This window comes from Kitasatospora arboriphila (genome assembly GCF_039528095.1).
Classification (GTDB): Bacteria; Actinomycetota; Actinomycetes; order Streptomycetales; family Streptomycetaceae; genus Kitasatospora; species Kitasatospora arboriphila.
This window is the reverse complement of the sequence record NZ_BAAALD010000059.1, coordinates 1-12587: the sequence shown is the minus strand read 5'-3', so window position 1 is coordinate 12587 and position 12587 is coordinate 1. Positions and strand designations below refer to the sequence as shown.

Sequence of the window (12587 nt, the reverse complement as noted above, 5' to 3'; positions counted from 1 at the left end):
CTGACGGCGCATCGGCGCGTCCGCGCGGTGTCCGGCCCTGCTGGGGGCGGCGCCCGCGAGGCCGGTGCGGAGTCCGTGCGCACCGCGCGTAGACATTGCGCGTAGAGTTTGCTTGACCTGCCTGGTTACTCGCCCGTACGTTCAGCCCCGCATCGTGCGCGTCGGGAGTCGGGGGGACGACCCGCGTTTCCCTCCCGACGGCAGAAGGGGCAGAACCACATGCTCAGGAAGACCCTCGGGAACCGCTCGAAGACCCTCGCCACCCTCGCCGTCGGCGTGGTCGTCGGCGGTGCGGTCGCGGGCGGCGGCCTCGCGGTCGCCGACACCAAGGCTCCGCGCAGCGACCGTCAGATCACCAACATGACCGACGAGGTCAACGACATCAAGGCGTACTACGGCGACACCGTCGACGCGCAGGGCGAGCACTGGGCGTCGCCGACCGGCAACTACGCCAAGCAGGTCGCCGGGATCGAGAGGGACGCCAAGCAGTACCTGCAGGCCCGCGCCCACCACGACAAGGGCAAGAAGAAGGCGATCGTCCTCGACGTCGACGACACCTCGCTGTCGACGTACAACTACGAGCTGGAGACGACCTTCGTCTACAACCCCACGAGCAACGCCCAGTACATCGCCACCAAGACCATGCCGGCCGTCTTCGGCATGAACACCCTGGCGAAGTGGGCCGAGCAGCAGGGCTACACCGTCTTCTTCGTCACCGGCCGGCCCGAGGCCCAGCGGACGTACACCGCGGCCAACCTGGCCGCGGTGGGCTTCCCGACCGCGGACGCCTCGCACCTGTACCTGAAGAACAAGGAGAACCCGCCGGCGTACCTGCCGTGCGGCAAGACCTGCACCACCGTCGAGTACAAGTCCGGGACCCGCGCCCACATCGAGAGCCTCGGCTACCAGATCGTGGCCAACTTCGGTGACCAGTACAGCGACCTGTCCGGCGGCCACTCCGGCAAGACGTACAAGATCCCGAACCCGATGTACTACCTCCCCTGATCCCCGCTCAGGACGCCGGGCGTCGCGGCCGGAACCCCCGGCCGCGGCGCCCGCGCCCGTTCCGGCCGTGGTGCAGTGCGGTGCGGTGCGTGACCGGAACGCGGACGGCTCGTTGCTCCCGGGGCGGATGAGCTGCGGCGGAGGCGGTCGGTGTGACGGGAAGCGTGCTGGTCGGACGGCCGCTCACGGCCGGCGGGGTGGCGGACGCGTACGACGCGGTGGTGGTCGGCTCCGGGGCCGGCGGGCTGACCACGGCCGTCTGCCTGGCACGCCAGGGCCGGCGCGTGGCGGTGTTCGAACAGCACTACACCGCGGGCGGCTACACCCACGCCTACCGGCGCCGCGGCTGGGAGTGGGACGTCGGGATCCACTACGTCGGACAGTTGGCGGAGCGCGAGCCCGTCCGGGTGCTCTCGGACTACCTGACCGGCGGCGCGCTGCGCTGGGCCCCGCTGGGCGACCCGTTCGACGAGTACCGCCTGGCGGGAGAGGTGTACCGGGCCCCGGTCGGCTTCGCGGCCTACCAGGCCGGGCTGATCGCCCGCTTCCCGGCCGAACGGGCCGGCATCGAGGCGCTGTTCGGGCTGGTCCGGCGGTGCCGGGCGGTGTTGCCGGTGCTCGCGCTGGGACGGCTGTCGGGCCCCGTGGTGCGGCGGCTGGCCCGGGCGCTGCGGGCGGCGGCCGTGCCGCCCGAGGCGATGCGGCCGGCCCGGGAGGTGGTGGAGGGGCTGGTCCGCGACGAGCGGCTGCGGCAGGCCGTGCTCACCCAGAGCGCCCTGCTGCTGGCCGACTCCACGGCCAGGCTGCCGTTCTTCCTGCTCGCGGTGCTGTTCGAGCACTTCCGGACGGGCGCCTGGTATCCGGTGGGCGGCAGTGCCGCGATCGCCCGCGCGATGCTCGGACCGGTCCGGGCCGCCGGCGGCGAGGTCTTCGTGCGGGCACCGGTCTCCCGGATCGAGCTGGACGGGCCCCGCGCGACGGGCGTGGTGCTGGCGGACGGGACCCGGGTACGGGCGCCGGCGGTGGTCAGCGCGGCAGGTGCCCAGAACACCTTCGGCGCGCTGCTGCCGCACCGGACCGGCGACCACCCCGGCCACGGCGGCGGTGACGGCGACAACGGCGACCGGCTGGCCGGCATGCGGCGCGGGTTCCCCTTCGTGGTGCTCTTCCTCGGGCTGGACGGGGACCCGGCGGAACTCGGGCTGCCGCGGCACAACCTGATGGTCACCGACGGGGACTGCGACGCCTTCTTCAACGGCACGGGCGGGCGGACCAGCGGCCACTTCCTCTCCTTCTCCTGCGCCAAGGACCCGACCTGGACCACCCGGCACCCCGGGCGGTCCACCGGCGAGATCCTGGCCTACGTACGGCCGGAGCTGTTCGCGCCCTTCCACGGGTCGCGGTGGCGGCACCGGGACCCGGACTACCTGGCCCTGAAGGCCGAGCTCACCGCGGAGCTGCTCGATCAGCTGTACCGTCAGCTGCCCGGCACCAGGGGGCGGGTGGCCCACCACGAACTCGGCACCCCGCTGACGGCCGAGCACTTCGCCGGCTGGCCCGGCGGCAGCCTCTACGGGCTGGCCAAGGACGTGGCGGGCTTCGGCGACGGCCACCGCGCCGGCCTGGCGGACTGGCTGCGCCCGCGGACCCGGATCGAGGGCCTGTACCTCTCCGGCCAGGACTGCCTGGCCGGCGGCTTCCTCGGGGCGGTCACCGGCGGCCTGCTGGCCGCCCACGAGGCCCTGGACCGGACCGGTCGCGCCCGCCTCTGGGCCGGGATCCTGAGACACGGCCTGCGGCCGACGCCCCCCTGACGACCCCGGCACGGCCCTGCACCGGCTCAGCCGTCGAAGAGCGGGTCCGGTCGGGCGAGTGCGGCCCGGCGTGCCCGCCCGCGGTCGGGCACCGGTCCGCGGTCGGGCTCCGGTCCGAGGTCGGTGGCGGGCGTCAGCGGCAGGTCCGCCCGGACCGTCCTGCCGCTTACGCATCGGGGCTCCGCGGCAGCGGTGCGTGGCCGGCCGCCGGGGCCCGGCGGCCTTCGTTGACACGGTCGGGGGCGGGTAGAAGGCTGGAGGAAGTCCCAGCGCAAGCGCTCCGGCGGCCCCGAGCCGAAGGACGGTCCATGACCGCGCTCCTGCACACCACCCACATCGCCGGCGCAGCACCCGGTACCGACCTGCTGCGTCTGCGCGGCGAGGCCGACCAGGACACCGCCGCCGACCTCCGGCACGCCTTCGACCACGCGCTGGGGAGCCTGCCCGCGCCCCACGTGCTGCTCGTCGACTGCCGCGGACTCACCTTCTGCACCTCGACCGGCCTGAACGCCGTCCTCAAGGCCCGGCGCCTCGCCCTGCGCCAGGGCACCGTGCTGCGTCTGACCGGTGTCACCGACCAGCTGCGCCGGCTGCTGCGCATCACCGAGGCCGACACCGTCCTGGACATCCAGGACTCCCCCACCGCCGACGGCACGCCGGGCAGCGTCTGAGCTCTGGCATCCTGCTCGGATGGAGTCCGCCGTGTCCCAGCAGTTGCGTGTCCTGCCCGGAGAGTTCGTCGTCGAGCACCTGGGCGAGGGTGCCCCGCCGCCCGACGGTGGGTGGCTCTCCCTGGTCCGGGCGCCGGAGGGCCTGACCGTCGTCCGCCCGTCGCGGCCCGGGGAGGGCCCGGGCGCGGAACGCTGGTCCGCGCTGTACGGCGGTGACACCGCCCACGCGGTCGACGTGCCGGGCATGCTCGCCGCGCTGCTGGCGCCGCTGGCCGCCGCCGGCGTCCCGGTGTTCGTGGCGTCGACCTTCCACGCCGATGTCGTGCTGGTGCCGGCGGGCTCCGTGGCCGCGGCCCGGACCGTCCTCCGGGCGGCGGGCCACACCGTCGTCTGACCCGGCGGGCCACCCGGTCGTCCGGGCCGCGGGCCCGGGCCCGCGTGGTACCGCGGTACTACGCCGCGGCCGATGATCACCCCCGGGTACCACGGTTCGCGGCGCCGTCGAACCTAGCGTTGCGGGTGAGGCGGTCGGGACGTTCCGGCCCGCGACGACGTAGGGGTGACCGATGATCGAGGCGCACCGGCTGACGAAGCGGTACGGGGAGAAGACGGCGGTCGACGGGCTGGACTTCACCGTCCGGCCGGGTACGGTCACCGGTTTCCTCGGGCCGAACGGCGCGGGCAAGTCCACCACGATGCGGATGATCGTCGGTCTGGACGCCCCCACCAGCGGGTCGGTCCGGGTCAACGGCCGCCACTACGCGCAGCACGCCGCCCCGTTGCAGGAGGTCGGCGCGCTGCTGGAGGCGAAGTCGATCCATCCGGGCCGGTCGGCGTTCAACCACCTGATGGCGCTGGCGCACACCCACGGCATTCCGCGCAGCCGGGTCGACGAGGTCATCGGCCTCACCGGTCTGCAGTCGGTCGCCAAGCGGCGCGCGGGGGCGTTCTCCCTCGGCATGGGCCAGCGGCTGGGCATCGCGGCGGCGCTGCTGGGCGATCCGGCGACCGTGATGCTGGACGAGCCGGTGAACGGTCTCGACCCGGAGGGCGTGCTGTGGATCCGCAACCTCCTGTCCGGCCTCGCCGCCGAGGGCCGCACCGTCTTCGTGTCCTCGCACCTGATGAGCGAGGTCGCGCTGGTCGCCGACCACCTGATCGTCGTCGGGCGCGGCCGGCTGCTCGCCGACACCACCGTGCAGGAGCTCGTCCGGCAGGCCGGCGGGGACGTGGTGAAGGTCGCCACCGCCGACCCGGCCCGGCTGCGGGAGGTCCTCGCCGGGCCCGGTGTCGAGATCACCGGGCAGGCCGGCTCCGAGGAGCTGCTGGTCTCCGGGGCGACGGCGCGCGCCATCGGCCTGAAGGCCGCCGAGCACGGCATCGCCCTGTTCGAGCTGGCCACCCGGACCGTCTCCCTGGAGGAGGCCTTCATGGACCTGACCCGGGACGCCGTGGAGTACCACGGCTCCACCACCGGCATCGAATCCGAGGAGCGTGCCGCATGAGCACCGTCGCACCGAACCGGGCCCCGGCGGCCACCGCCGAGCGGCCGGCCCGTCCGGGCTACAGGGTGACCGGAGCGCGTGTCCTGCGCTCGGAGTGGGCGAAGATGTGGTCGCTGCGCTCGACCTGGATCACCCTGGGCCTCGGCCTGTTCTTCCTGGTGGCGTTCGGCCTGATCGCCGCGTACCAGTTCAAGTCGCGGATCACCTCGGGCCGGCCGATGGACCGGGACTTCGCCTCCGCCTCCGCGCTCAGCCTGTCGCTGTTCGGCACGAACTTCGCACAGCTGGCCCTCGGCGTCCTCGGTGTCCTGGTCGCCGCCGGCGAGTACTCGACCGGCATGATCCGCTCCACCCTGGCCGCGGTGCCGCGCCGCCTGCCCGTCCTGTGGTCGAAGGCCGTGGTGTTCGGTGCGGTCGCGTTGCTCGTCGGTACCGCCGGGGTGTTCGCCGCCTTCGTCGTCGACAGCCGCATCGTCTCGGGCACCCGTGCCGCGATGGTCCTGTCGGACGCCGGCGTGGTGCGCGGCCTGTTCGGTGCGGGTCTCTACCTCGGGCTGGTCGGGGTGATCGGTGTCGCCCTGGGTGTGCTGCTGCGGTCGGTGGCGGGCGGCATCTCGGTGCTGGTGGCGTCGCTGATGCTCGTCCCGGGCCTGGTGTCGCTGCTGCCGAGTTCGTGGCAGGACGACATCGCGCCCTACCTGCCGAGCCACGCCGGCGAGGCGATGTTCACCCTGCACCACGATGCTTCGACGCTGTCGCCGACGGCCGGCCTGGTGGTCTTCGTCGTGTGGACGGTCGCGGCACTGGCCGGCGCGGCCGTCCGCCTGGTGCGCAGCGACGCCTGAGACCCTGCGCCCGTCGCGGTGCCCGGCGGTGTCCGGGCACCGCGGCGGCCGTCCCGCCCATCATGGACAGGTGAGATCCGTGAACCACCAGGAGAGCGCCGCTCCCGGCCCGGCCGTGCCGGAGGCCGTGGGCGGCGACCCGCTGTCCGGGCACCCGTTCTTCGTCCGCCTCGCCCGGGCCGGGCAGCGCCTGCGGGAGGTGGACCGCCGCCACCCGTGGATCCTGGACACCGCGGTGGTGGCCGTCGTGTTCCTGGTGTTCTGCCTCCCGGACCTGGTGCACGGCGACGGCGACCGGGGTCCGCGCGAGCACCGGATCGTCTTCACCGAGCTGCCGGTGCCGGCGATGCTCGCGCTGCAGGCGGGGCTGGTGCTGCCGTTGCTGTGGCGCCGGCGTCGGCCGACGGCCGCGTTCGCCGTGGTGATGGCGGTGTTCGTGCTGCAGTGGTCGATCGGCGCAGCGTTGCGTGCGGACGTGGCGCTGCTGGTGGCGCTGTACTCGCTGGCGCTGCACGGGCGGCTGCGGGACCTGGCGTGGGCGTGCGCCGCGGTGGCGCTCGGCATGGCGGTGGTCGCGGTGCGGGTGTCGTCCGCGGTGTCGGTGTGGGACGGTCTGTTCTTCCTGTTCGCCGCGGTGACCGCGGCGGTCGCGCTGGGCATCGCGGTGCGGGTCCGGCGGGCGCAGCTGGCCGGTCTGCGGGAGCGGGCGGCCCGGTTGGAGGTGGAGCGGGACCAGCGCAGCCGGCTGGCGGCGGCGACCGAGCGCACCCGGGTGGCGCGGGAGATGCACGACATCGTCGGCCACAACCTGTCGGTGATCATCACGCTGGCGGACGGCGGCGCGTACGCGGCCGAGGCGTCGCCGGAGCGCGGCCGGGAGGCCCTGGTGCTGATCGGGGACGCCGGCCGGCAGGCGCTGGGCGAGCTGCGGCGGATGCTCGGGGTGCTGCGCGAGCGGGGCGGCGGCGGCCCGGAGCTGGCTCCGCAGCCGGGCATCACCGACATCGACGGGTTGTGTGCGCGGATGCGGGCGGCCGGGCCGCGGATCGCCTACCGTTCCGAGGGTGAGCTGGACGGGCTGGACCGCGGGGTGCAGTTGATGGCGTACCGGATCGTCCAGGAGGCGCTGACGAATTCGCTCAAGCACGCGGGGCGCGAGACGCGGGCGCGGGTGACGGTGGCGGTCGACGGGGACCGGCTGCGGGTGCGGGTCGACGACAGCGGCCCGCCGGGCCGTGCGGCCGGGCCGCGGCCGGGTGGCGAGGGCCACGGGATCGCGGGGATGCGGGAGCGGGCCGCGCTGTACGGTGGCACGGTCGTGGCGGGTCCTGCGGGAGGTGGGTGGTCGGTGGTGGCCGATCTCGACCTGTCGCCGGTCCCGGACGCTGCGGGGCTCCCGGATGCAGCGGGGCTCTCGAACGGTGCGGGGCTCCCCGGCGGTGCGGGTGGTCCGGCGTGACGACGGTGCTGATCGTGGACGACCAGCCGTTGCAGCGGTACGGCTTCCGGATGCTGTTGGAGAGCCGGCCGGACACCGCGGTGGTCGGCGAGGCCGGGCACGGGGCGGAGGCGGTACGGCTCGCCGCGGAGCTGCGGCCGGACGTGGTGCTGATGGACGTCCGGATGCCGGGGATGGACGGCATCGAGGCGACGCGGCTGATCGTCGCCGCGGGCGGGCGGTCACGGGTGCTCGTGCTGACGACCTTCGACCTCGACGAGTACGCGCACGCGGCGCTGCGTGCGGGAGCGAGCGGTTTCCTGCTGAAGGACGCCCGCCCGGAGGAGCTGCTGGCGGGGATCCGGGCGGTGGCCGAGGGGGATGCCGTCGTGGCGCCGGCGGTGACGCGGCGTCTGCTCGACGCCTACGCCCACCGGCTGCCGGGCCGGCCGCCGGACGCGGCCGAGCAGGAGCCGCGGCTGGCGGCGCTGACGGACCGGGAGCGGGAGATCCTGGTGGCGGTCGGGCGGGGCTGGACGAACGGGGAGATCGCACAGCGCCTGGTGCTGTCGGAGTCGACGGTGAAGACGCACGTCGGCCGGGTGCTGGCGAAGATCGGCGCCCGGGACCGCGTCCAGGCCGTCATCTTCGCGTACGACATGGGGCTGACCCGGCCGAACCCGCCGGCCTGACCCGCGCCGGCGGGCGGCCACGCGGGGCGGGCCGCCCGGGGAGCGGGCGGGCCGGCGGTGGCGTCGGTGCGCGCCGGTGCGCGCCGGGGCCTACAGCGGCTGCGGTTTGATCATGGCGAAGGGCGCGCCCTGCGGGTCGGCGACCACCGCCATCCGGCCGGCCATCATGTCGAACGGCGGGGCCAGCACGGTGCCGCCCCGCTTGACCAGGGCGTCCACGGTGGAGTCGACGTCGTCGACCGCGAAGTAGGTCAGCCAGTGCGCGGGGGTGCCGGGCGGGTCGTTGGCGAGCAGGGTGACGCCGCCGACGGTGCGGCCGCCGACCCGCAGCTCCCAGTAGGAGTCGGCGCCGTCCAGCGGCTCGATCTCGATGCCGAACGCCTCGCCGTAGAAGGCCGTGGCCGCCGGGACGTCGGTGGTGTGCAGCTCGTTCCAGGTCAGCGCACCGGCCTCGTTGGCGACCTGGGCGCCGGAGAACTCGCCGGGCTGCCAGACGCCGAACACCGCACCCTGCGGGTCCGCGGCGACCAGCATCCGGCCGAGGTTGCCGACGTCCATCGCCGGGACGAGCAGGGTGCCGCCCGCGGCGACGATCGCGTCCTGGGTGGCCTGCGCGTCGGTGCTGGCCAGGTAGCTCGTCCACACGATCGGCGGTTCCGGCATGCCCTCGGGTGCCATCGCCGGGCCGATGCCGGCCGCGGCCCGGCCGTTCAGCTCGCAGACCGCGTATCCGCCGAACTCGGCCGGTCCGGGCGTGCCCTGCCAGCCGAACAGGTCGCGGTAGAAGTCCAGCGCGGCCTGCTGGTCCTTGGCCATCAGGTCGACCCAGCACGGGGTGCCGGTCGGGTACGGGGTGGTGACGTCGGGCATGCTCGCTCCTTCGAACGGGGACTCTCTCCCGTCACCCTGTCGTCACCGACCGGAGCCGGCCGTGTGCGACACGCAGTCGCGGCGGAGCTTTCCCGCACCGGCCCGGCCGCGGTCACTGCCCCCTGCCGCCGGCGGCGTCGGTCACGAGGGCTCCGCCGCCGGGCCGTGCAGCTCCTGCTGCCACGGCGCCTCGCAGAGCAGGTCCGGGCCGTGCCGCAGGTGGCGCCGGTAGGTGCCGTACGGGAGGCCGAGGCGGCGGGCGGCGGCCTCCTGGGTGCGCCGGAGAAGTACCCGGCGGTCAGCGCCTCCCGGGCGCGGGCCCTGCGCGGGTCGCGGGCGAGGTCGTCGACGGCGGTGCGCAGCATCGACACCAGGTCGTCGCCGGGGTGGCGGCGGCGTTCCACGACGGGGGCGAGGTGGGCCTCCAACTGCTCGGCGCAGTCGAGGCAGTGGCGGCGACGCTCGGGGGTGAGGACCGGGCCGGTGACGAACTCGGTCACTCCGCCCGGCCAGTGGGCGACCTGCTGCCGGTCCTCCTGATCGAGGCCCAGGACGTCCGGCGTCACGCGGACGGCGAACGGCTTGCCGAAGTCGTCGACGCGGTCGATCCGCCCCCTGGGAGGAAGGGTGCGACCAGCTCGGCCGCGTTGGGCGGACCGCGCGGATCTGCTCCTGCAGGGCGCGCCCCGTGAACGCGCGGACGACGATTCCGCACTTGGCGGTGTGCTCCGCCCCGGCCGTCCGGGCGGGCACCCGGCCGCGCATCACGGGCTCGGCGCGCACCTGGAACGTCTCGGTGCTGAACGTCTCGTGGTCGCTCAGCACCCGTCGGACGTCCTGGTGGCGGGAGAGGAAGTAGCCGTCCACGGCGGGCTCGTGGTACACCGGCGCGCGGTCCCGCAGCCAGCCGAAGTACAGGTGGGGAGCTGCGGCGAAGCCCTCGGACAGGATGCTGGAACGGCGATCGACCGCCGATGGGGGCCTCTCACGAAGACGGGCACGGCGGAAGCCGGAGCGGCGGGGCCCACCCGGCCTGCGGCACCGTGCGCCGTGCGCCGTGCAACGAGGCTGCGGGCAGCCGTGGGTCGGCCTGCCGGATCGACCGCCCGGCGGCACGACGCCGACTGAGAACGTGTGGGGAACTACAGCCTGAGGATCTGTCGGGTTCACGCCACCGGCGCTCCCCCGAGGACGCGGCCGGCCCCCGGCGCGGGCGGTCGCCGGATATTGTGCGCGGTCGCCCGCCCGCCTGCCGCAGACTGGGGCCGGAGCAGATCCCGAACTGGAGGACGATCATGGTTGAACGGCCGTTGACGCTGATGGCGGTGCACGCACATCCCGACGACGAGGCCACCGGGACGGGCGGTGTGCTCGCGCGGTACGCGGCGGAGGGCATCCGCACGGTGCTCGTCACGTGTACGGACGGCGGTTGCGGTGACGGGCCGGGTGGCGTCAAGCCGGGCGATCCCGGGCACGATCCGGCCGCCGTGGCAGCGATGCGCCGCGAGGAGCTCCGGGTGAGTTGCGAGGTCCTGGGGATCGGCCACCTGGAGCTGTTGGAGTACGCGGACTCCGGGATGATGGGCTGGGCGGCCAACGACGCGCCCGGCTCGTTCTGGCGGACGCCGGTGGAGGAGGGCGCCGCCCGCCTCGCCGAACTGCTGAAGCAGTACAAGCCCGACGTGGTCGTGACCTACGACGAGAACGGGTTCTACGGCCACCCCGACCACATCCAGGCGAACCGCATCACGATGGCGGCGCTGGAGATGACCGGGATGACGCCCAAGGTGTACTGGACGACGGCTCCGCGCTCGCAGATGCAGCGGTTCGGCGAGGTCATGCGGGAGTTCGGCGGCGACTGGGAGGAGCCGGACCCGGCGGAGGCCGCCGCCCTGGCCGAGATCGGCCTGCCCGACGAGGAGATCACCACCTGGGTGGACACCACCGCGTTCGGCGACCGGAAGTTCGACGCGCTGGCCGCGCACGCCAGTCAGGGCGAGAACATCTTCTTCCTGAAGATGGGCAAGGAGCGGTTCACCGAGCTCATGGGCACGGAGACCTTCGTACGGGTGCAGGACACCACGGGTGCGGCCGTGCCCGAGAACGACCTCTTCGCCGGACTTCGCTGACCGACGGCGCCGCCCGGCTTCGCCGATCGATCGCTGGTCGACGGCGCCGCCGGACGGCGCTGCGCGGGCGTTGCCGTGGCCGGACCTGCAGGAGCGGGTCCGGCCACGGCCGTCCCCGGCCCGTGTGCGGCGGCCCGTCGCGCGCGGCCCCGGTCCGGGGCCGGTCCGGGGGCTCTCTGTGCGGCTGCGAACCGGTCGTGCACCACCCAGGCCGTTCGGCGGGGGTCACCCCTCCGTTCGGCGGGAGGGGCGGCCCGCCGGTCGGCGGGTGGCGTTTCGGCCGATCGGCGGATGCCCGAGGATTCGACAGAATGATCGTATGATCGGGCAGAGCGGCAAGGAGGTCTGACGGTGCGTCGCCTGAGCTCCTTGCCCGTACCCGAGCTGGCGGACGGCACGGTGGTGCTCCGCCGGCCCGAGGCCGCGGACGCCGCGACCGTCCTCGCCGGCACCCGCGACCCGCTGGTCCGCGAGTTCATGCAGGGGGTGATCCCCCATCAGGACATCGACGCGGCCGCGCGCTGGCTCGCCGACATCCCGGCGCGCCTCTGGGCGCTGGACCGGGCGGCGTACTTCACTGTGGCATCCGTCACGGAGGGCCGCGCCGTGGGGTGGGCCGAACTCGTCGATCTGCGCCCCGAAGAGGGTGCCGCGGAGGCGGCGGTCTGGCTGTTGCCCGAGGCACGGAGCCTCAGGACGGCCACCTCAGCGCTGCGCCTGCTCTGCCGGTTCGGCTTCGAGCAGCTCGGACTGGGCCGGATTGACGCGTACGCTGCGGCAGATAACATGCCTGTTCAGGTGGTTGGTGCCTACATCGGATTCCGCCGCGCCGGATTCCGGCCCGGACTGTTCCGCAGTTCGCGGACGCAGGCGCTGCACGACGCCGTACACGCGACGCTCACACCCGAGGACCTGTGCTGACATCTTTCTGACGTACCGTCAGGCACACGGGGGTGTTCCGCATGGCACGCACGAGGACGGGCTGGCCCGTCGAGAAGGAGGGGACCCTGATGTCGGGGGGAGCTGTTTCGCCGTCCACGGAGACGGCACCCGGGGGAGGTTCGGAGCTGCTGCGGCTCACCGCGCCCGCCGAGGGCCCGGCGGGCGGCCGGATCGACCTCGCGGTCGAGGCGACCGGGGAGTTCCGGGTCGAGCGCGTCGCGGCCGGCGGCCGCGCGTTCAGAAGCGGTCGCGTCGACCGGGTCTTCCTGACGCGGGTCGTGAAAGCGCTCTCATCCGCCGCACCCGGAAACGCCCAGGTCACCGCCGGTACCGACGCCGGGTCGACACCCGCGCGTCGCCTGTTCGCCACCGGAATGCCGTCCGGCGTCGATGCCGTCTGGGACGACGCCGCGGGCGTCCCCGTCCCCGGCATCGCCCGCGCGCTGGAGGTGCTGGCGGCCCAGGTCCTCGACCCCGCCGCCGCCGGCCTGCTGCCCTCCTCCCTCGTCCAGCTCGACCAGCCGGAGCCCGACCCCGCCGAGCCGACCGCCGGCACCGGCCTGCCCGCCGCCGCCGTCGGGTTCCCCCGGCCGCGCCCCGGCCCCCCCCCCCCCCCCCCCCGCCGATGTTGATCACCCCGGTGGCCGCCGAGACCGCGGCCGCCTGGACGGCCCGC

Annotated in this window: 12 protein-coding genes; 11 read left to right on the top strand and 1 reads right to left on the bottom strand. The window is 74.4% G+C overall.

Translation table 11 applies throughout. The features are described 5' to 3' along the window. Positions 1-219: 219 nt before the first annotated feature. From ABD353_RS26085 to ABD353_RS26050, 8 genes are all read left to right on the top strand, one after another. Positions 220-1005: an HAD family acid phosphatase gene (locus ABD353_RS26085; RefSeq protein WP_344626114.1), complete on the top strand. Its 786-nt coding sequence runs from the start codon at positions 220-222 to the stop codon at positions 1003-1005. 152 nt (positions 1006-1157) lie between these two features. After that, entirely contained in the window at positions 1158-2819 is a 1662-nt protein-coding gene (locus ABD353_RS26080) for a phytoene desaturase family protein (protein WP_344626113.1), read from the top strand. 308 nt (positions 2820-3127) lie between these two features. After that, positions 3128-3490, top strand: a complete 363-nt coding sequence (locus tag ABD353_RS26075; protein WP_344626112.1) for an STAS domain-containing protein — start codon at positions 3128-3130, stop codon at positions 3488-3490. A gap of 19 nt (positions 3491-3509) precedes the next feature. Then, positions 3510-3884 (top strand): ACT domain-containing protein, encoded by a 375-nt coding sequence (locus ABD353_RS26070; protein ID WP_344626111.1) that lies wholly within the window; start codon positions 3510-3512, stop codon positions 3882-3884. Positions 3885-4056: 172 nt separating this feature from the next. Then, a complete protein-coding gene (locus ABD353_RS26065) occupies positions 4057-4995 on the top strand; it encodes an ABC transporter ATP-binding protein (protein ID WP_344626110.1) in 939 nt (312 codons plus the stop codon). Beyond that, positions 4992-5840: an ABC transporter permease gene (locus tag ABD353_RS26060; RefSeq protein WP_344626109.1), complete on the top strand. Its 849-nt coding sequence runs from the start codon at positions 4992-4994 to the stop codon at positions 5838-5840. Before ABD353_RS26065 ends, ABD353_RS26060 begins: the two co-directional genes overlap by 4 nt. Before the next feature lie 127 nt (positions 5841-5967). Next, positions 5968-7299: a sensor histidine kinase gene (locus ABD353_RS26055; RefSeq protein WP_425555250.1), complete on the top strand. Its 1332-nt coding sequence runs from the start codon at positions 5968-5970 to the stop codon at positions 7297-7299. Beyond that, positions 7296-7970: a response regulator gene (locus tag ABD353_RS26050; protein ID WP_344626108.1), complete on the top strand. Its 675-nt coding sequence runs from the start codon at positions 7296-7298 to the stop codon at positions 7968-7970. The genes ABD353_RS26055 and ABD353_RS26050 overlap by 4 nt, the downstream gene beginning before the upstream one ends. Positions 7971-8060: 90 nt before the next feature. Here the strand turns inward: ABD353_RS26050 and ABD353_RS26045 are convergent, their stop codons facing one another. After that, on the bottom strand, positions 8061-8840 hold the full coding sequence (locus ABD353_RS26045; protein ID WP_344626107.1) for a VOC family protein: 780 nt from the start codon (positions 8838-8840) through the stop codon (positions 8061-8063). 1295 nt (positions 8841-10135) lie between these two features. Here ABD353_RS26045 and ABD353_RS26040 point away from each other — a divergent pair. The 3 genes from ABD353_RS26040 to ABD353_RS26030 all read left to right on the top strand — a co-directional run bounded on the left by ABD353_RS26040 (position 10136) and on the right by ABD353_RS26030 (position 12543). Next, complete coding sequence (locus ABD353_RS26040; RefSeq protein ID WP_344626106.1) at positions 10136-10969, top strand: PIG-L family deacetylase; 834 nt, start codon at positions 10136-10138, stop codon at positions 10967-10969. 351 nt (positions 10970-11320) lie between these two features. Beyond that, a complete protein-coding gene (locus tag ABD353_RS26035; protein WP_344626105.1) occupies positions 11321-11890 on the top strand; it encodes a GNAT family N-acetyltransferase in 570 nt (189 codons plus the stop codon). A gap of 41 nt (positions 11891-11931) precedes the next feature. After that, entirely contained in the window at positions 11932-12543 is a 612-nt protein-coding gene (locus ABD353_RS26030) for a hypothetical protein (RefSeq protein WP_344626104.1), read from the top strand. Positions 12544-12587: the final 44 nt, after the last annotated feature.